This is a genomic window from Arthrobacter globiformis, from assembly GCF_030817195.1.
Lineage (GTDB): Bacteria > Actinomycetota > Actinomycetes > Actinomycetales > Micrococcaceae > Arthrobacter > Arthrobacter globiformis_D.
Genome location: NZ_JAUSYZ010000002.1, coordinates 260348 through 279601, shown reverse-complemented (window position 1 = coordinate 279601; position 19254 = coordinate 260348). Strand labels below are relative to the sequence as shown.

Here is a 19254-nt window from a genome sequence, read left to right as displayed (position 1 = left end):
GGCTTCGAGTGGCGGGGCAGCTCGTGCTCGGCACCTCTGCAATGGGTCTCACGTCATCCCGGAGGTTGCCTATTTCCCCTCAGGCGACTAAGTTGGTTTTTCCAACTTAGTCGCGAAAGGACTACATCATGCAAATTCAAGGTGCAACGGCCTTCGTTACAGGCGCCAATCGCGGCCTCGGTCGCCACATCGCCCAGCAGCTCCGCGACCGCGGTGCCAATGTCTATGCAGCGGCGCGGGATCTCCGCTCGGTCGACTTGGAGGGGGTCATCCCACTAACCCTCGACATAACGGACCAGTCCTCTGTCGCCGCTGCGGCAGCGACAGCCCAGGACGTGTCGATCCTGGTCAATAACGCAGGCGTTGCCACGGGTGCCGGACTGCTTGCCGGTGACCTTGACCAGATACGCCTGGAGTTCGACACGAACTTCTTCGGCACGCTATCCGTGACGCGCGCGTTCGCCTCCCAGCTGGGGCGGCACCAGCAGAGTTCGGTCCTCAACGTTCTCTCGGTGCTTTCGTGGTTCAGCCTCCCCTCACTCGGTGGATATTCCGCCTCGAAGTCGGCGCAGTGGTCGCTCACCAACGGGATCCGGCAGGAGCTGGCCAGGCAGGGAACCACCGTCGCTGGCTTGCACGTCGGCTTCATGGACACCGATCTGGCAGCAGGCATCGACGGCCCGAAGCTCGATCCCGCCGACATCGCGCGGACCGCGGTCGACGCCATTGAGTCCGGTGAGACCGAGATTCTCGGTGATCAGCTCAGCGAAAGCGTGCGCGCCGGACTGGCGGGGGGCGTTTCCGCCCTGTACCCCGAATTCTCATGACGTTCCTTCGCTGAGGGAGGCGAGGGGCACCTGACTGACGTACCCGATATCGACTGGAAGTTCGAGCCTGCTGGCTTGCGCTAATGACACATTTGGTTGTCTTCAAGGCCTGACCCGCGTGCCTTTGCCCTCGCTACAGCTGTCAGGTCAGCGCTGGCATGGGTAAGGCCGGACATTAGGGCCTCCTGGGCATCGATGAGTGCCGTAACCCAAGCCAATACCGGAGGCGGTGCTCGTCCTTTACATCACGCCAGGCTGTTCACAACGTTTGTGGGGACTAGAACCAGGCTTGTGCGGGCGGCCATCCGGGTCCATGCTGAACGGCAGCAATGACACGGGAGTGCGTCCGGGAATTTGACGTGGTCCCCAAGACGGCTAGACAACCCTCCAAGGCGGGGGATTATTGTCATGCACCGTGAATGAAAGACGTCGCCAGGAGTTTTTATGGGAACTGCAGACAACTCCGCCGGAAACCGGCAAGCGGCGCGGAGGGAGCACTCTCGTGCGCGTCGGAGGGCTGCTGATCCGGCTCACCCCGAGATGGCCTCCCGCGAATCCGAGGTCCGCCTGCGCGTGCTGGAAGCTGCCAGCGGACTGGTTGACCGCCTAAGCTACGACGAGGTGACCATTGATGCCATTGCAAGGGCGTCGGGGGTGAGCAAGTCAACCCTGTACCGTCACTGGCCCTCGCGGCAGATCCTGGTGCTGGAAGCGTTCACCTACAAAACCAATCTGCTGACGCACGTCGAGGATACCGGGGACGTTCGGCGTGACTTGCACTCCTATCTGGTGGCACTGACAAGATGCCTCGACGAAGGAGAAACTGCCTCGACGGTCTCGAACCTGCTGGCCGAAGCCATCCGCAGCGAGGAGTTTTCCCGGCTGTACCGGCAGACTCTCCTGCGGGAGCGCCGGCAGGGCTTCCTGGCCATTCTCCGGCAGGGGCAGCGCCGCGGGCAGGTTCGCAGGGACGCGGACCTGGGGGTGGTGGTCGACGCGATGTACGGGGCGATTTATCACCGCCTCATTGCGACCGGGGAAGCCATCGATGTCCACTTCCTGCGCCAGCTGAACGGGTTCGTCATGCTGGGCTGTGCCACTCCTTCCTACCTGGAGCCGCAGGGGAAAACCTCCTGACGCAACCGCATGCACCGGTGGAACGTTTTGGTGCCACTTCGTTCCATTCCTTACTCCTGGGCGTGACGCAGGCTCGATAGTTGAACCCAGCGCCGGAACGAGCGCACGCAAACAACGAGAAGGAATGCACCTATGACCAGCACAAAAACGGCACCCCGGACAAATGTGGGCAGCAGGCACCCCGAGCTGTACGGAACCATCACGACCGTGGCCACTATATCTGCCCAGGCCGCCCTCGCCGAGGGCCTCTCCCCGCTGCTGATCGAGCTGATCAAGATCCGGGTCTCCCAGATCAACGGCTGCGCCTACTGCCTGCGCATCCACACAGCCGACTCCCTCGCCAAAGGAGAAAGCCTGGAACGGCTCAGCGTCCTGCCAGCCTGGCGCGAGACGCGGTACTTCGATGAGCAGGAACGCTCAGCCCTGGCCCTGGCCGAATACCTCACCCTGATCCAGGACTCCCACGACAACCGGCACCTGTACGGGTCCGCCTCAGAACACCTGATCCGGGCCAGATGTCAGCCATCACGTGGGTGGCAATGTCCATCAACACCTTCAACCGCATCGCCATCAGCAGCTCCTTAAAGTCGCACCAACAACGCAACGCTGAGCTCCGCTTCAAGAGGTACGCCGCTTAGCAGGGCTCCGAGGCCTGATCCGGAGAGCTTATGGAACGGAGGAACCTCTTGTGGCTAATTGACCCGCAACGCACCGAGTCCGTCGACTGAGCGGAGCTGCGGACGGCCACCCTGAAGTGCGGGTTGGAATCCACTATTGCTCGGGGCTCGAGGATGTCCCCAGCGGCGGTCACATCATAGGCGAACCCGAAGACAAAAACTCGAGTGCCACGATGACTGAAATGATTCGCTCCTGGGAAACGGCACCGAGGGAGTCATGGCCGACTGACCCCGAACGCGGATACGTCCACCAGAGACGTGCGGTGGTTTTCCACGAGAAGCAGCAGCACATCACGTGTGGCCGCCACGTTGTCCGGGGTGATGGCGCCACCTCCAGGGGCGCATTTAGCTGGCCATGTGACCGGCCACCCCGCGCTACTTGCTTGTGTCCGGGTCTTGATCACCGATGTGGCCAGGTGCGTTCGCGGCCAGGACGCGCTCGACGAAGGCGCAGTATTGATCCATATAGTGCCGCAGGAAGGTTTCCGTGGATTCGTCCTTAACCTCGCCGTCGGCACCGAACGCCGCGGTGTCGAATTTCAGGCAGACCTCGGGTGCGTTTAACGGCGGTGGCAGCGCCTTCTTCTACTCAGGCTGCGAGGAACGAGAGCGTTTCTGCGGCCGCTTCTGGTGCGTACTGGAAGATAGACCCGTGGGAAGCGTTGGGGAATATCCGGATTCGAGCGTCCGGGAGAAGCCCTGCCATCAAGTAACTTGCGGCGGTGGGGATCATCAGGTCGTTGTCACCTTGCAGGATCAGCGTCGGCTGCCGAATGCTTGTCAGAGTGTGTACCGCGTCCCAGTCCAGCTGGCCCCAGGCCAGTACCGCACCATGGTACTGGCTGTCCTTCGTCTCGGTACTGACGCCGATGTCGCGGCCTTCGCTTCGGGTGAAGATCCGCCCCAGGGCGGCCCCTCCCGCCCTCTGGCTCTCGACGGTTGGTGCGTAGAATACTGCGAGGATGTCCTCGGCGCCTGGGGCTTCCGGGGTGACGAGATGGGCCACGACGTCCTCTGACCAGCGGGCCATTCCGGGGGCGCCCTTGGGGCCGGTGCCGGCCAGGACGAGCCGGCGCACGAGTCCAGGGTAGGTAAGGGCGAGATGCTGGGCAACGAAACCACCGAGTGAGAACCCGAAGAGGTCCACCTTCCCAAGACCCAAGGCGTTGAGGAATGCTGCGGCGTCGTCGGCCATTTTCTCAACGGTGTCCGGTGTTGTTCCGGAACTGGAGGCGACACCAGTGTTATCGAACATAATCACTTCGCGCTCATGGGCGAGGGCGTCTACAAGCGCGGGATCCCAGTTGTCTAAGTTTCCCCGGAAGTGCTGGAGGAGAACGAGAGGAACCTCTCCCCTGGAGGCCCCGAGGATGCGGTAGGCGTAGGTTACGTCGTTTTCCGCCTGGATGGTCAACGTGTTAGCGGTGATGATGCTCGAGTTTGAGGACATAGTGGGTTTCCGTTCGGTTTTGCTGGGAGTGATTCAGCCAATATCAGGATTCGGACAGACGAAAAGGGCAGCTGCCCCTGAGCGCGTTCCCCGCTTCGTTTCGGGGAGGCGCGTGCGGATTCTCGGACGGACGATTCCGCCTAGACTTTCGTGGCCACCTCGGCGGACGATGGCGCAGCAGTCGTCTGTAGAAGAAGCAACATCTGGACGGCATAGAGAACCCATCCGGGCAGGACGGACCGTCAAGGAAACGCTGGGTTCCTTCACACCAAGTGGCTCCAAGGGAAGACCCAGTGCTGCGGGACTGAGCAGTCCTTGACATTCGGAAAACCGGCACCAGCGGAGCCCACCACCGGGCCTGGTGATGGGCTCCGCAGCGCGGGCTGGCCGGGGAGCGCTACTGGGCGTGAAGGTGGGAGCCGGGAAGGTCCGCAGCACCTTGACCAGTTCCCCGGCGCCTTACGTGGCACGAATTGCGCCGGGATGATCCGGACCGGATGGTGCCGGGTCTAGGAACCGGAACCTGTCCCGGACCGGCCCTGGTGGTTAGACGCGCCCGGGGAAGCGCGTGGTGATTTCCTGGAGGATGAACTCATTGCCCTCGGGATCGTTGAAAATCGCAAAGGAGAAGTAGCTGGCGCGCTCCGGAGCCAGGCCGGGAGTGCGTCCCTCGGTCTTGACGCTGGGGATGCCGCCCTCTGCCTCGTGGAAAACTTCCGTGATCTCGATACCACGGCCGGCGATGTCGGCGCGGGCCGCTTCAACGTCGTCAACGACCAAATAGGTGCCCCGCGTGGAGCCCGGGGCGGCGTCGGTGAGGCCGTTGCTGATAATGATGGATGCCGGGGATCCAGTCGGGGTGTAGTGCACAGCCCGGAAGCCGCCCTCACCCTGGATGTCGACGTCGAGCCGCCAGTCAAGCTTGTCGTAGAACGCCTTGGCGCGCTCCACGTCGGCTACGGGCAGAACAATGAGTTCGAGCTTGTATTCCATTTCAATTCCTTACTGGGTTGGGGCGGTGGGTGGTGCGATTCGACCGGACGGGTTCCGGCCGGAGCCCCGAGAGGGCTGTTTTTCCGGATCTGAATGATCCTTGCGTTTGTAGTCCCGGTAATAGCGACTACACTCATAACTGAGTACACTCGGTAATTATTCCTGGAGGACCTGTTATGCCTGTCGCCCAGTCAGTGGGCCGACGCGAGCGGAACAAGCAGCAGAAGCTGGCCCGTATCACCGCCGCGGCCAGCGAGTTGTTCGCCGAGCATGGCGTGGACGAGGTCACTACCCAGCAGATCGCTGATAAAGCCGACATCGGCACGGGGACCCTGTTTCTCTATGCCAAGACCAAGGGTGAACTCCTGCTGCTGGTGCAGAACGCCGGGTACGTGGCGGCGCTGGAGCGTGGCCGGGTAGATGCCGAGACGGTTCCGGGTGTGTTGGACGCGGTTCTGGCTATCGTCCGCCCGATCGTGGAGTGCAACCGCACCCACATCGAGAACGGCCGCACGTACCTGCGCGAGATGGTCTTTGGAGATCCAAAGGAGCCGCGCCACGGCGAGGCTCTGGCCGTAGTCGCGAAGACAGAGGAAATCCTCGCTACCGTGGTTCGCCGGGACAAACGGTACGGAGAAGACGACGCCGCGGCGGTGGCGCGAATCATATCCGCCGTGATCTTTTTCAGCATGGCGGCCAGCGCGAACGCCCCCCTGAGCCTGGAGGAAGTAATGCAGGACGTTCGACGGCAACTGGCCGTTGTACTCGATCGTTGAGGTCGACCTGAGCCGGCGTATCGAGGTAGGCCCAGAACACCGCCGTCGCCGTCGGTGCCATAACGGGCCACGTATCCGGCAACGAGCTTCTCGAAGGAGTACCGGAGGGTCCGCTCGATCGCCAGAACACAAGCGGGGGTATTGCTGCCCTCTGCGACCAGGCGGCAGTTGCTAGTCAATTTTCGAAACGTGGTAATGGCGTATCAGCCACAAATCCTCAACCTGCTGCAGGACAACCGTTAGGTGTACCGGAACGGTAATGCCCTCAGGACGAATGAAGTCGACATCGACATAAGCGATGAGAGCATCATCCGCGAGCTGCCGGTGTTCCATAATCTGGAACTGGGGACGGACGCCCACGGGCTGCTTGTCGTAATACCTGACGATGCCAGGCCTGCCGATCGTGTGCTTCTTGTCGAAACCTTGGAACAGTGCATCCTGGGTGAAGTAGGAGGCAACCCGTTCTGGTTGGTGTCTTCGAATTCCGTCTGCCCACTCCCCCAGAACTTCAGTCAGAGTGGCAAGTTGCGCAATGCTGTTCATAGTGATCATCTTCCTTTTCGCTTTGGCGAAGACGGGGCAGCCAGCAAGGTCTGACCCGCCAGCTCGCGCTCAGTTGCCGGCGCTCTGTCCGCCGTCGACGTGCAGGAACTCGCCGGTCACGAAGGGCGCATGCTCGAGGTAAAGGACCCCGCGGGTGACATCGTCAATCGTCCCCAAGCGTCCCACCGGGTGCAGGGCGGCCAGCGTTGCCCGCGTCTCTTCCGGGTGCATGGGAGTTCCAATGACTCCAGGAGAAACCGCGTTCACTCGGACTCCACGGCCGGCGTATTCGACGGCGAGGGATTTCGTTACCGAGGACAGTCCTCCCTTGGTCAGCGAGGCTAGAGCTGACGGAAGGCTGGAGTTGGCGTATTCAACGAGCGTGGTGGTTACGTTCACCACATGACCCGTTCCCTGCTCGACCATCTGCGCGATTGCCTGCTGCGTGACGTGAAAGAAACCACCAAGGTTCACCTGGAGAACGTGGTCGTAGTCCTCCCGTGTGTACTCGGTGAACGGCTTGGAGATGAAGATGCCAGCGTTGTTCACGAGCGTGTCGAGGCGGCCGAACGTCTCAACGGCGGTGGCGATCACCACCTCGGCCACTGCCGGGTCGGAAATGTCACCGGCAACAGTGACGACACCAGAATCATCGGACTCTCCGATCGATCGTGAATTGGCGACTACAGAGTAGCCGATGCCACGGAAGGCAGAAACGAGTCCCGCTCCGATCCCCTGCGAGGCCCCTGTAACGACGGCGACTTTACGAGTTTCCATTGCAAAATCCTTACTAGATGGTCGGTCTACTATTGCAGCCACTACCAGTTATAGATGACCGGTCGTATAATTGCAAGCATGGGACGTAAATCAGACGCAAGACAGCGCATTCTCGACGCCGGGGCCGAACTCTTCAGGCAAAGGGCGTACAGCTCCATCGGCGTCGCCGAAATCTGTGCGGCGGCAGGCGTGCCGAAGGGAAGCTTCTATTATTTTTTCGCATCGAAGCAGGCCCTTGCGATAGAAGTTATCAACGAGCACTGGAACTGGCAGCGTGGCGAATGGGCCCGCATCCTGGGCGGACCGGGCACGGTTGCCGAACGCCTCCGGAGTCTCTTCTTCACCACCGCTGACATACAGAGTCAGGCATTGGAGGGAACGGGAGCCGTGACAGGTTGCCTCTTCGGCAACCTTGCCCTTGAAATCAGCTCTCACGACGATCCGACCCGCACCCGTCTTCAGGAAATCTTCCACGAGCAAATAGACATCGTGGAAACGGTGATCCGGGACGGCGTAGCCAGCGGAGAGCTGAGGTTGACGGATCCGCGTGCGGCAGCAAAATCCATCGTCGCCCAGATCGAGGGCCTGGTACTTTTTGCGAAGCTGTTCAACGATCCGGGACAACTTGATCAGCTGTGGCAGAACAGCATGAACCTGCTCGGCAGGGAAAAACACGCAGCGCTCTAGCCAGTCCATGCCGGGCGACAGGACCGCCGTCCTGTCACCCTGGCCCGGCGGCACGGAGTTCATGCGGGTGCCGGTGCCGCCCCGTTCATGGACAACGAACTCAACGGTTTGGTGCAGTCCCCCTATGGAACTGCTTATACTCGCATCTCCACTTCAGCGTTCTCATGCACCGGACGGGCTGGTCACATGGCTAACATAATGAGCACCAGGCGGGACTGTGCAGCAACAGTTCTCGGTGGCCCCACAACACTCATCGACGTCGGAGGCCTGCGAATCCTCGCTGACCCGACATTCGACGAAGCCGGTTCCCATGGATACCTCTTCAAAACAACGGAACCTGCTGCAAGTGAAACCGACCTGGGGCCCGTTGATCTCGTACTGATCAGCCACGATGCGCATCCGGACAATCTCGACATCCGAGGCCGGGCTTTTGCACTGAAGGCGCCCCTCATTCTGTCCGGCGCCCTGAGCGCACAGAGGCTTGGGCCGCCAGCGGTCGGCCTCTCGCCCTGGTCCAGCCGCACCCTTCCTCGCGGAGACGGACTCGGCGGGCTGACCATAATGGCAGTCCCTGCAGTCCACGGACCTGAAGACGGTGAGCGTGATGTCGACGGCCATATCAATTGCGAAACCATCGGATTTGTGGTGTCGGGTCAGGGACTACCCACGATCTACATAAGCGGCGACAACGCTTCAATAAGGACAGTTGCCCAGATCTCGCGCGTTATTGATGGTATTGATGTCGCCGTACTGTTCGCGGGCGCCGCTCGGGTCCCTGCAAAGTTCGATGGCCGGCCCCTATCCCTGGACAGTAAGGGGGCAGCCGCTGCGGCAGCTGTTCTCGGCGCGAAAATCGTGGTCCCTGCTCACTATGACGGGTGGGCACATTTCTCTGAGGGCCGTGCTGACATTGAACGCGCCTTCTATGAAGCAGGGCTCTCCTCCTTACTGCATATAGCCGAACGCGGGAATTGGGTGCCGCTTCACCCCGACGCCCGCCGACCCTGCGCATGAGCCGCCCCCCGACCGGCAGGATCAGTATGACCTTGCTGCGGCCCGGCTCTTTTGTGGGCGTGGCCGCCATCCGGTTCTTGGCGCTGCGCGAAGCCCGGCTACGAAAGTTGCGATGTCCTCACCGATCCCACGACCGGATCAGGGTTGGAGCCGCGCCAGGACAGAGCTGACGGGCCCCTTGACTGCTCGCCTGAAGCCGGTGCCTGCCCATAAGTTGATCCACTCGGGGCTTTCGCTCGCTGCAGCAGCGGAACGGATGGGGCTGGTCAGGTGGTGAATCTCGGGGTAGCCGAATGGGGCAGTGCTGTCATACTGCCGCATGAATTCGTTGTAGAGGCCGCGGGCGTACCGACCGGAGAATGCTTTAGTGACAGCGGTGGTGTTGAAGTGTCGTGAACTCAAGGCGTTGCGGTGGACCTGCCGGGTGCCGGCTTCGTCCGCGCAGAGGAAGGCGGTGCCAGCCTGAACGGCCATGGCCCCCCGTGAAAATGCGGCCCCGGTTTCGTCCCCGGTGACGATGCCTCCGGCCGCGATCACGGTAGTACCCAAATCGGAAACCTCTTCCAGCAGTTGGTGCAGCGGTTGGGTTCCAGCCGGGGCGGTCGCGTCAAATGTTCCGCGGTGCCCGCCGGCCTCTGGACCCTGCACGCAGAGGGCGTCTACGCCTGCCGCAAGCACTTGCACGGCTTCACTGCGGGAAGTAACTGTGCCGATCACATACACGCCTTTCCGCTGCAGGTCGGCAACGGTGCCGGCGTGCGGCACGTCGAAGGTGAAGGAGACGACAGCCGGGGCCAGTTCGAGCAGGACGTCGAGTTTGTTGCCCCAGTCGTCATCGTCGTGTTTCGCTTCTCCGAGGGCGACGCCGAAGCGCTCAGCAACGGGCGTGAGGGATAGTGCGTACTGCTGCAGGGTTCCCCTGTCAATGACTGAAGGTTGGGGCACGAAGACGTTTACCCCTACGGGAGCATCGGTGAGTTGGCGGACTGCCTCGATCTCTGCCCGCATGGACTGGGCTGTCTTATAGCCGGCGGCGAGGAAGCCCAGTCCTCCCTCCGAGCTCACGGCTGCGGCGAGCCCGGGTGTTGACGGGCCCCCGGCCATGGGCGCCTGGATCACAGGCAACGACAGCCTGTCCAGACTAAAGCGAGGACGTGCTGATGAAACACTCATCGTGGTAGATCACTTTCCTGCCGGGGCAGCGCGTGGTGGCCGGCTCAGACTGACGTGCCGATGCCGGAGATCAGGAGGCTCCTTTCCGCCACGGACGCGGTGCAGACTCGCACTCACGCTGGGTCCGCCTTTTTGGTAGCCGGCGGTCCTGTCTCTCCAGTCCCTCAAGGGACAGATGCCGGATTCCGACAAACTGAGTGAAACATATGCCATGATCCGGAACAAGCGATGATACGGAACTCCACCGTGCAGCTTTCAGGGCGGATGTCAGCAGGATTCAGTTGTACTTAGTTTCGGGACCGGCGGGAGTATCCGGGCGGCGTCCGGGTAGCAGGCCTCACGAGCATACTGCGGGCCCACAGGCTACGGAAGCCGATGCTGGCCCCGGTCCCTGGAAGCGCCAGGGACGCCCCTTCTGTATCTGCGCTGGAGACCGCGCTCAGAAATCCCCTATTGACACATCGGAGGGCGACTCGCTATAAATAGTAGACCAGTCGTCTAGAAAGGAAGTGCAACATGAAAAAGGTCCTGATGGTCCTCACGGGAGCCACTGCTTGGGAACTGAAAGATGGTTCACAGCATCCCACGGGATTCTGGGCGGAAGAATTCACCGTCCCTGATCAGATCTTTCGCGAGGAAGGATATGACATCACTATCGCCACACCCGGCGGAGTTGTTCCGGTCGCCGATGAACTTAGTCTGGCGCCGGAGATGAATGGTGGCAACCTCGAGAAGATCGCCGAATACCGGAGCTATCTCGCCAAGTCGGAAAGCAACCTGGCCGGCGCCGTCGCTCTCGAGAGCATCGATCCGGCTGATTATGACATTGTTTTTGTCCCCGGCGGTCACGGTCCGATGCAGGACCTGGCGGTCAACGCCGACATCGCACGCATTTACGAGGCGACACTGGATGACGCGTCAAAGGTTGTCGCCTCCCTGTGCCACGGCCCTGCCAGCTTCCTCCCTGCTACCCGCGATGGACAGTGGCTGTTCAAGGGTCGTCGTGTAACTGCATTCCTCGACGAGGAAGAGGCCCAGGCCGGCTTCGCCGACAAGGCGCCCTGGCTCCTCGAGAGCCGGTTGCGCGAGTCCGGGGCTGTTTTCGAATCCGGTCCGGTCTGGGGCTCCTTCGTTGTCGTTGACGGAAACCTCGTCACGGGCCAGAACCCCGCTTCGGCCGAAGAGGCAGCTAAAGCCGTCGTCAAGCTGGCCGCTCACACCTAGGGAGCTTGGGCAGGCCGCCCTGCGTCACTCCTTGACCCAGATTAGACGACCGGTCTAATCTTGTAGCATCGTAACAATCCAGGAGGCAGCAGTGAACACCAGGGAGCGTATCCTCAAGGAAGCGCTGGAGCTCTTCCACGCCAATGGCTACAACGCCACAGGTGTCCTGGACATCACGCGAGCCGCCGGCGTCCCCAAGGGCTCGTTCTACCACTTCTTCAGCAGCAAGGAAGACCTCGCCCTCGAAGCGGTCGAAACCTACAAGAAGATCACACGCGTCGAACTGCTCGACGGTGCTGGCGGATCCGCCTTGCAGCGGATCCGCCAGCACCTCCTTCATTTGGCCAACATGGCAGAAGTAGCGGACTTCAGCCACGGCTGCCTCCTGGGTAACTTTTCAACCGAAATGCCCTCCCAGAGCGCCAGAGTGTCTGCAGCGGTCGAAAACGCCCTGCAATCCTGGACAGAGCACCTTGCGCAGGCAATCTCCGAAGCCCAGGACGCCGGCGAGATCCGGAACGCCGGAGATGCAGCACGCTTGGCCTCCTTCGTCATTTCAGGTTTCGAAGGTTCTTTGTCGAGGGCGAAAGTATCCGGGTCACGCGAGCCCCTCAACGTGTTCTTTGAAACAGTCTTCCGGGACATCCTGAATTAACTCGCGACTCCAAGGCTAGAAGTGCGTCCCCGGTCCCGCCTGAGACGACCGGTCTACTTCCCGCACCTAATCATTAATTCACATTCGGTGAGCCTCATGAAAGGGGACCTCCATGCACAACTCTTCCTCCGCTTCGGACCAGGGAGGCCTGGCCGCGTCGCCGCGTCCCGCCCGGCCGGGACGCGTACGACGCAGGTGGATCGGCGCGGCAGCCGTGTTCGCTGCAGCGCTCCTGGTCGGCTCTGTGTCGACCGCCGCCTCTGCGCCAAACGCGAAGCCGGAAAGCTGGGTGACCAATGGGCAGCAGCTGCCTGCGGGATTCAGCGACACCTTCGAGAGCAGGTTCGTCCAGGCCAACGGCATTCGTCAGCACGTGGTGATCGGCGGTGACGGTCCGCCGCTGCTGCTCGTGCACGGCTGGCCGGAAGATTCCTATGCTTGGCGTTCGGTGATGCAGCCGCTCGCCAAGGATTACACAGTCGTCGCCGTCGACCAGCGCGGCATCGGCTTGACCGAAAAGCCGGCAGACGGCTACGACACAGCCACACTCGCGAACGATCTTGCAGCATTGATGACCGAGCTCGGCCATGAGAAGTTCGCCGTGGTAGGCCACGATACCGGCTACTTCATCGGCTATGCATTGGCTGCAGATCACCGCGAGCGGGTCGAGCGCCTCGCCGTGACCGAAGTCCCGGGCCCTCCCGGCATCACCAAGGACGGCCCGCCACTTTTCCTTGACGAGGCGACCAATAACCGGCTCTGGCACATCCCCTTCAACCGGGTCGATGACGAACTGATCGTCAACATGGTCAGGGGCAACGCGGACCAGTTCTACCGTTATGAGTTCAATGTTCAGGGCGGTGGGGAGGCGCTGCCTGACCACGTGATCAAGTACTACGTCAAGCTCTACAACCGCGACAAGGACACCCTGCGAGCAAGCTTCGGGCTCTACCGTGAGTGGGATAGCCTGCTTGCCCAAAACGCGGCACGCGCGAAGGAGCCGCTGACGATCCCCGTCATCGGGATCGGTGGAGCAAACAGCTGGGGCCCCTACGCCGCAAAGGGGATAGCGGCCGTGGCACCCCAGGTGGAAACCGCCGTTATACCCGGTGCCGGCCACTGGGTTGCCGAACAAGCTCCCGAGGAACTGGTCAAGGTGCTGCGCACCTTCCTGGCTCCCTACGGGAAGGCAGGGTAGCGCCTTCCCGAACGGGACATGCCCAGCTGCACAGCGACCGGAACTAGAGGGAACCCGGCGTTACCACTAGTTCCGGTCGGCCCCGAGGGCTAAGGCGCAACCCGCTAAAGGCACCGCCACCAGAAGGAACGCCTGTTCATTCACTGCGAGCCGAAGTGCCCCCCCAAATCACGAGAAAGGAATCAGGATCAGCATGAATCAGCTGCTTAGCACCGTCCTTCAGGCGCAGGGAGGACTTAGCCGATGGGCAAACCTCAGGAGCTTGAGAACGGAAATTGTTTATGGCGGCCCCTTCTGGAGCTTCAAGGGTCGGCCGGAATTCGCTGGCGTTGAGATCGTTGAGGCCGACCTGCAGCAGCAGCGGATCTCAAGCACTAATCTCACCACCGGACGCGTGGTGGACTACAGCCGGGAGCGGGACAGCATCACCATCGCCGCTTCAGACGGAACACTGCTCGACGCTTTGGATCGCCCCCGCGCTTCGTTTGTCGGCTTTGGCCCGGAAGCCCAGTGGTCTCCTGCGCAGGCAGCGTACTTCCGCAGCTACGCCACCTGGCACTATCTCGTCGAACCGTACATCTTTACTTGGCCGGGGGTGGAGACACATGAACTCTCCCCCTGGGACGAGAACGGAGAAACGTGGAGGGTGCTGAAGGTTGACTTCCCTGCCTCGATCGACACGCAAAGCGAAAGCCAGCTCTACTACTTCGACGAATCCTCCCGGCTGCGCCGTATGGATTACCAGCCAATGGTCAACGGCCACTCCCCGGTCGCTCATTACATCACCGAGCATACGAAAGTCGCCGGATGGGATATGCCCACGCGGCGGAACATTCATCTCCGACACGAGGATGGGACGGCCGATCTTTCATGGACACCCATCTCACTTGAACTGCGCAACACTGCAATTTTCTGACGCCAATGCAACCGGAACACCGCGCCTGGGGCCCGGCCGGCACGGTACGGGCAACCCACTGCAATCGATGAAAAGGATAAATCCCATCATGAGCTTGAAACTTGTTCCCGTGACCGACGTCGGCCGCTCAGGGCTTTCTACGAAAAGCTCGGCTTTTGCGGCGACGTTGACAGCGGCGGCGACGGATTCCGCGTGGCCCACCTGACACCTCCCGGATCTGCAGCCTCAATAATCATCGGCAGGGGCATCACCGAAGCCACACGCGGTTCTCTGAAGAACACGCTTGTAGCTGTGGATGACGTCGTTGCTGCACGCGGGGAGCTCATCGAGAAGGGTATCGACGTATCAGAGGTATTCCACTTCGCGGACGGATCCTTCCTGCGGCTGGGTAACGAAGCACGTCTGCCCGGTCTGCATCCGGAGAGAGCCAGCTATTTCTCGCTCGCCTCCCTCAGTGACCCGGACGGAAATGAATGGCTCCTGCAGGAAGTCACCACCCGGGCACCCGGCCGATAACCCACGGCGGGCGCCTACGGGGGCAGCGGCAGCAGCACTGCTGAGGTGCTCCCGAATCACGCCACCACTTTCAGAAACAGGGCCTGATGCGCCGGTTGACGTTCGCGCGTCAGGCCCTGGCTGATTCTCCGCACGGCATTTTGTCGGTTATCCCTCCGCTCACAGGAAGTCACAATGTCCACAACGCAATCCTTATCCGAACAGAGAACGCCGGAGGCGCGCACAGGCCGCACGCTTCCCGCCGGGGTTGCCTTCACAGGCAGCGCCATCACCTTCATCAGCCTGTATCTGGCCGCCGGAGCGCCGACACCCCTGCTTGCGCTCTATCAAAAGCAATGGGACTTCGCTGCGCCCACGCTCACCCTCGCGTTCGCGGTCTACGCCGGCGGCTTCCTGGCCGCTTCCCTTACCGTTGGCTCACTTTCCGATCATCTGGGCCGTCGTTCCGTCCTGCTCGGAGCGCTCGTCGTCCAACTGTTAGCGGTGAGCATGTTCCTCACCGCTTCCCATATCGGATGGGTGATCGCCGCCCGGGGAGTTCAGGGGATAGCAACCGGCGCCGCCACCAGCGCATTCACAGCTGCCCTGGTCGAGCTCGCCCCGGCCCACCGGAAGAAGCTCGCAACGATCATAGGCAGTGTGGGGGTGACCGGCGGCCTGGCAGCCGGAGCCCTGCTCGCCGGGCTTGCCATTGAATACATCCCCCAGCCAAACAGCCTGGTGTTCATGATCCTGGGCATCATTACGCTCCTTGGCGCCGGGATCATCGCCGCCTCACCGGAGAGCGGAAGCCGCCGATCAGGAACGCTGGGCTCCCTCGTGCCTCGCGTCGTGGTTCCGCCTTCGGCGCGGGCGGAGTTCATGGCGGCAGCTCCTGGTGTCGCGGCGGCCTGGATGCTTGCAGGGTTATCTCTGGGCCTGGCTCCCACCCTTGTGCGAAGCGTCTTCCAGCTCGACAGCGGCCTCCTGAACGGGATCACCAGCTTCATCGGACCGGCCACATCCGCGGCCGCCGGCCTTGCCTTTATTCGGATAGGCCCCCGAAGGGGAGTAATCATCGGAATCATTGCCTGCCTCCTCGGTACCGCAGGTATCCTGGCCGGCGTCCTCACGGGCAGCATCATCCTCATGATGGCAGGGCAGCTCATTGGCGGCATCGGATTCGGAGCAGCATTCACCGGGGCGTTGCGCATCATCATCCCGCTCACCGGCCCGCAGCAAAGGAGCGCCAGCGTTGCAGCCCTCTATGTAGTGGCCTACCTTGCCTTCAGCATCCCAGTGGTCCTGGTTGGCCTGCTCGCCGCACCCCTGGGCCTGGTGCAGGTCGTTACGGCTTACGCGGCAGTAACTTCTGTTCTTGGCCTCATTAGCCTGTTCACGCAGCTGGCCATGCTAGGCAAGGACCGGCGCGCAGCTGCGGCCGTTCCTGCCTCGAGGAGCGGCGCGACAATCATGTCCGATTGACATGTCTTAGATTATGACCCGCGATATCCGGAGCCAAGCGGGAGCCGCAGAGCATGCCTCAGTGCATCACAGCCACGAAGGCTCGCCTGCTTCAAGGCCCGCGCCTCCTGTTTCCCAACCATTGGTCTGGTTCGCCATGGCTTGCTAGACCACGGATCTGATCTCTGCACTGCACAACAAGCCGACCAAGAGTCCAGCCGCAACTCCGGATTGTCTACAAGCACGATGGCCTGGACTGACTCACGGACCAAGTACTTCCCTCAAGGAGCAAAATCATGACACCCAAATCGATTCGTGCTGCCCTTCTTACAGCCTTGGCCGCAGCAACCATCGCAACCTGCGCCGCTTCAACGGCAACGCGAGCGGCAAATACGCGTTCCCTCGGCTCTGGGCTTTCCCTTGCTTCTCCCACGCCCGCGGAAGGCAGACCCCATCAGACGGCAAGCCGCACAGCTACTGTCGCTGCACGAACGCAGCGAAGCAGCCAAAACCCGTAACAGGAAGATTGCCGCGGCTGGCCTTCCTGAGCCCAGAAGACGACTGCAAGGGCAGCCGGGGCGAGTTGCGGGAGCGGACCGGGAATCGGCCCCTAGCCACTTGCCGTCCCCCCGCCGTCCCAAGGGCTGCAAGGGCTGCAAAGGCTGCAAAGGCTGCCGATCATACATGCACTTCAACGCAGGTCGCTGGAATAAAGCACTGAGCGTAACCGGTTAAAACGGTGACGGCGCAGGCCGCCGGCAGAATGAGCTCCACTTGGGATGCCTGCTCCCGGAGCCGCCCTCGTGAAGGAAGAAGCGAACGTCATGTTGTACAAAAACTCCCCCGCCAAGAGCGAGGGCAGCGCCGGAGCCCGACGACGAGGAATCACAGTCATCGCGAACCGCTTCCGCGGGCACTCCGGATCTCCGGATATCCCAAGGGGCTCGGAGAGGAGCTGGTTCACGCGTCACACCGCACTGGCCCTCCTCGCCGACATGATCGGCGTCTTCCTGTTCCTGGGCGGGATTTCAACCCAAGACGTCTTCACCGGCGTTCTCGGGATTACTGTCATGGCGCTCGGAATCCTTGTCATCTCCGGGCAGGGTCCCGCGCCCCGGCGCTGCCCCGGTTGCCCTCCTCAGGGATGAGGCCGCTATCGGCTCCGGCCCCGCACCGGCGTCGCCCTCGTCTGGAAGCAAGCAGGATCTCTCCTTAAAGCACTAAGCAACTGGTTCAAATACGGGATCCCGGGTTCCTGCCACACTGCCTCCGGGCAGCGACATACCCGGTGCGAGTAAACCCAACTGCCGCGGTGTCTCCTGATTCGGCCTACGCAGAACGTCTCCCATCACAAAAGGACAAGGAATACACACATGTCTAAGACCACGACGGAAATACTAACTGACGCACTGGAACGGGCATCGGCCGCTCACGGAGTGTACGAAGCCGAAGTCCTCGGCGGAGTCTACGACGCCCAGTGGCCGCAATGGTACGCCGACCATATGGCGCGCGCACTCGCCGAAGAAGGATATCGATTCACCACAGACTAGAACCTCCTCACAATCCACCGGCAAGACACTGGCTGCCCGACAACAAGAAACAGCCACAGCATGAAAAGGAACCATCACCATGGATATGAAACTTGAAGTACCAGTAGTCCCCGTTCCCAACGCCCGGCACGAAGCCGATGGCCTGGCCTACAACCGTGGAGGACACAGCCACCTCAGCGGCCCGGACGGCAACGTCTGGATTCTGCAGGACGTCGTCACCACCAAGGCGGCTGGACGATGACTACGCCTAACCGCTCCGCGGAATACGACCTGATCGTGCTCGGTGGCGGCGCGGTCGGCGAGAACATCGCCGATCGTGCCGTGCAGGGCGGCCTAACTGCTGTCATAGTCGAAGGCGAGCTCGTGGGAGGGGAATGCTCCTACTGGGCTTGCATGCCGTCAAAGGCGCTGCTTCGTTCCTCCCAGGCGTTGCGGGCCGCCCGTCAGGTACCCGGCGCCGCCCAGGCAATAACCGGGGAACTCGACGTGGACGCCGTGCTGGCGAGGCGGGATTCCTTCGCCAGCAACTGGTCAGATGCCGGGCAGGTCGGGTGGCTCGAGAGCGCTGGCATCGCACTCGTACGCGGCCAAGGCCGGCTGAGCGGCACAAAGGAGGTCACCGTCACAGCCAAGGATGGTTCCAGCACAGTGCTGACCGCCCGTCATGCCGTTTCAATCGCAACAGGATCCGATGCGCTCCTTCCTGACATTGACGGACTTATCGACGCCCGGCCCTGGACAAGCCGTGAGGCAACGAGCACCAAGACTGTTCCTGAGAGCCTTGCGATCATCGGCGGAGGCGTTGTCGCTACCGAGATGGCCACCATTTTTGCCTCCTTCGGCACCGCCGTCACCCTGATCTCCCGCAGCGGGCTGCTTTCCGGTATGGAACAGTTCGCCGGTGACCTCGTCGCAAAGTCCCTTCGCGAGCAGGGCGTCACGATACTCACTGATACCAAAACGACGAGGGTGCAACGGAACGAAAACGGCGTCGTTCTCGAGACCGGAGACGGCACAACAATCAGCTCCCAGGAAGTGCTCGTCGCCACCGGCCGCACACCCCGCACCACGGACATCGGCCTCGAAGCCATCGGCCTCAAGCCCGGAACCTGGATCGAGACCGACGACACCCTGCGGGTGTCAGGCTTCGACTGGCTTTACGCCGCGGGCGACGTGACCAACCGGGCACTGCTCACTCACCAGGGCAAGTACCAGGCACGGGCCGCCGGAGACGTGATCGCCGCACGCGCCGCCGGAGCCGAAGTATCGGACGCGCCGTGGGGAACACACGTAGCCACCGCCGACCACCGCGCCGTACCCCAGGTCACGTTCACCGACCCGGAGATCGCATCAGTGGGCCTCACCGCCGATGCGGCGCGCAAGGCCGGCTACGACATTCGCGTTATCGACTACCAGATCGGGCACGTCGCCGGCGCCAGCGTGCGCGCCGACGGTTACACGGGTACCGCACGAATGGTTGTGGACGAAAAGCGCAAGGTTGTATTGGGCGTGACCTTCGCTGGCCCCGACGTGAGTGAACTGCTCCAGGCCGCGACAGTCGCGGTCGTCGCAGAAGTTCCGCTGGACCGCTTGTGGCACGCTGTCCCGGCCTACCCCACAGTCAGCGAAATTTGGTTGCGCCTCCTCGAAACATACGGACGCCCCTCGACCTAAGAACTGCCTGCTCCAAGGGGCCGG

General features: G+C 61.9%; 21 protein-coding genes and 1 pseudogene. 16 read left to right on the top strand and 6 right to left on the bottom strand.

Annotated elements, in window-relative coordinates; all coding sequences use genetic code 11:
• Window positions 1-128 precede the first annotated feature (128 nt).
• The 3 genes from QF036_RS25180 to QF036_RS25170 all read left to right on the top strand — a co-directional run bounded on the left by QF036_RS25180 (window position 129) and on the right by QF036_RS25170 (window position 2549).
• Window positions 129-827 carry an SDR family oxidoreductase gene (locus QF036_RS25180; protein ID WP_307106520.1) on the top strand — a complete coding sequence of 233 codons (699 nt, stop codon included), beginning with the start codon at window positions 129-131 and terminating at the stop codon, window positions 825-827.
• A gap of 444 nt (window positions 828-1271) precedes the next feature.
• Complete coding sequence (locus QF036_RS25175; protein ID WP_307106518.1) at window positions 1272-1964, top strand: TetR/AcrR family transcriptional regulator; 693 nt, start codon at window positions 1272-1274, stop codon at window positions 1962-1964.
• A 132-nt stretch (window positions 1965-2096) separates the two neighbouring features.
• Window positions 2097-2549 carry a carboxymuconolactone decarboxylase family protein gene (locus QF036_RS25170; RefSeq protein ID WP_307106516.1) on the top strand — a complete coding sequence of 151 codons (453 nt, stop codon included), beginning with the start codon at window positions 2097-2099 and terminating at the stop codon, window positions 2547-2549.
• Between the two features lie 467 nt (window positions 2550-3016).
• Here QF036_RS25170 and QF036_RS25165 read toward each other — a convergent pair.
• From QF036_RS25165 to QF036_RS25155, 3 genes and pseudogenes are all read right to left on the bottom strand, one after another.
• Window positions 3017-3211 (bottom strand): annotated as a pseudogene (locus QF036_RS25165) (ACP phosphodiesterase); the annotation flags it as partial.
• Window positions 3212-3230: 19 nt separating this feature from the next.
• The gene (locus QF036_RS25160; RefSeq protein ID WP_307106514.1) at window positions 3231-4091 is read right to left on the bottom strand and encodes an alpha/beta fold hydrolase; all 861 of its coding nucleotides are present in this window, start codon (window positions 4089-4091) and stop codon (window positions 3231-3233) included.
• A gap of 546 nt (window positions 4092-4637) precedes the next feature.
• Entirely contained in the window at window positions 4638-5084 is a 447-nt protein-coding gene (locus tag QF036_RS25155; RefSeq protein ID WP_307106512.1) for a VOC family protein, read from the bottom strand.
• A gap of 176 nt (window positions 5085-5260) precedes the next feature.
• Between QF036_RS25155 and QF036_RS25150 the strand changes: the two genes are divergently transcribed.
• Complete coding sequence (locus QF036_RS25150) at window positions 5261-5860, top strand: TetR/AcrR family transcriptional regulator (RefSeq protein WP_307106510.1); 600 nt, start codon at window positions 5261-5263, stop codon at window positions 5858-5860.
• Between the two features lie 171 nt (window positions 5861-6031).
• On the opposite strand, the gene QF036_RS25145 is transcribed toward QF036_RS25150, so the two are convergent.
• Together QF036_RS25145 and QF036_RS25140 are read right to left on the bottom strand one after the other, a co-directional pair.
• Window positions 6032-6403 carry an SgcJ/EcaC family oxidoreductase gene (locus tag QF036_RS25145; protein WP_307106508.1) on the bottom strand — a complete coding sequence of 124 codons (372 nt, stop codon included), beginning with the start codon at window positions 6401-6403 and terminating at the stop codon, window positions 6032-6034.
• A 69-nt stretch (window positions 6404-6472) separates the two neighbouring features.
• Entirely contained in the window at window positions 6473-7180 is a 708-nt protein-coding gene (locus QF036_RS25140) for an SDR family NAD(P)-dependent oxidoreductase (protein ID WP_307106505.1), read from the bottom strand.
• Window positions 7181-7258: 78 nt separating this feature from the next.
• Here QF036_RS25140 and QF036_RS25135 point away from each other — a divergent pair, with 78 nt between their 5' ends.
• Both QF036_RS25135 and QF036_RS25130 read left to right on the top strand, forming a co-directional pair.
• Window positions 7259-7867: a TetR/AcrR family transcriptional regulator gene (locus QF036_RS25135; RefSeq protein ID WP_307106503.1), complete on the top strand. Its 609-nt coding sequence runs from the start codon at window positions 7259-7261 to the stop codon at window positions 7865-7867.
• A gap of 87 nt (window positions 7868-7954) precedes the next feature.
• Entirely contained in the window at window positions 7955-8881 is a 927-nt protein-coding gene (locus tag QF036_RS25130; protein WP_307106501.1) for an MBL fold metallo-hydrolase, read from the top strand.
• A gap of 138 nt (window positions 8882-9019) precedes the next feature.
• On the opposite strand, the gene QF036_RS25125 is transcribed toward QF036_RS25130, so the two are convergent.
• Complete coding sequence (locus QF036_RS25125; protein WP_373460326.1) at window positions 9020-10000, bottom strand: nitronate monooxygenase; 981 nt, start codon at window positions 9998-10000, stop codon at window positions 9020-9022.
• A 570-nt stretch (window positions 10001-10570) separates the two neighbouring features.
• Here QF036_RS25125 and QF036_RS25120 point away from each other — a divergent pair.
• The 10 genes from QF036_RS25120 (at window position 10571) to QF036_RS25075 (ending at window position 19230) form a co-directional block, all read left to right on the top strand.
• The gene (locus tag QF036_RS25120) at window positions 10571-11278 is read left to right on the top strand and encodes a type 1 glutamine amidotransferase domain-containing protein (protein ID WP_307106499.1); all 708 of its coding nucleotides are present in this window, start codon (window positions 10571-10573) and stop codon (window positions 11276-11278) included.
• Window positions 11279-11369: 91 nt separating this feature from the next.
• The gene (locus QF036_RS25115) at window positions 11370-11933 is read left to right on the top strand and encodes a TetR/AcrR family transcriptional regulator (RefSeq protein ID WP_307106498.1); all 564 of its coding nucleotides are present in this window, start codon (window positions 11370-11372) and stop codon (window positions 11931-11933) included.
• Window positions 11934-12045: 112 nt separating this feature from the next.
• Window positions 12046-13131, top strand: a complete 1086-nt coding sequence (locus QF036_RS25110) for an alpha/beta fold hydrolase (RefSeq protein ID WP_307106497.1) — start codon at window positions 12046-12048, stop codon at window positions 13129-13131.
• Between the two features lie 193 nt (window positions 13132-13324).
• On the top strand, window positions 13325-14047 hold the full coding sequence (locus QF036_RS25105; RefSeq protein WP_307106495.1) for a hypothetical protein: 723 nt from the start codon (window positions 13325-13327) through the stop codon (window positions 14045-14047).
• Between the two features lie 192 nt (window positions 14048-14239).
• Window positions 14240-14563 (top strand): glyoxalase, encoded by a 324-nt coding sequence (locus QF036_RS25100; RefSeq protein ID WP_307106492.1) that lies wholly within the window; start codon window positions 14240-14242, stop codon window positions 14561-14563.
• A 174-nt stretch (window positions 14564-14737) separates the two neighbouring features.
• Window positions 14738-16027, top strand: a complete 1290-nt coding sequence (locus QF036_RS25095; protein WP_307106491.1) for an MFS transporter — start codon at window positions 14738-14740, stop codon at window positions 16025-16027.
• 758 nt (window positions 16028-16785) lie between these two features.
• The gene (locus tag QF036_RS25090; RefSeq protein WP_307106488.1) at window positions 16786-17154 is read left to right on the top strand and encodes a hypothetical protein; all 369 of its coding nucleotides are present in this window, start codon (window positions 16786-16788) and stop codon (window positions 17152-17154) included.
• Window positions 17155-17379: 225 nt separating this feature from the next.
• A complete protein-coding gene (locus tag QF036_RS25085) occupies window positions 17380-17556 on the top strand; it encodes a hypothetical protein (protein WP_307106486.1) in 177 nt (58 codons plus the stop codon).
• Window positions 17557-17635: 79 nt separating this feature from the next.
• Entirely contained in the window at window positions 17636-17797 is a 162-nt protein-coding gene (locus QF036_RS25080; RefSeq protein WP_307106484.1) for a hypothetical protein, read from the top strand.
• Window positions 17794-19230, top strand: a complete 1437-nt coding sequence (locus QF036_RS25075) for a dihydrolipoyl dehydrogenase family protein (protein WP_307106482.1) — start codon at window positions 17794-17796, stop codon at window positions 19228-19230. The genes QF036_RS25080 and QF036_RS25075 overlap by 4 nt, the downstream gene beginning before the upstream one ends.
• The last annotated feature ends 24 nt before the right edge of the window (window positions 19231-19254 follow it).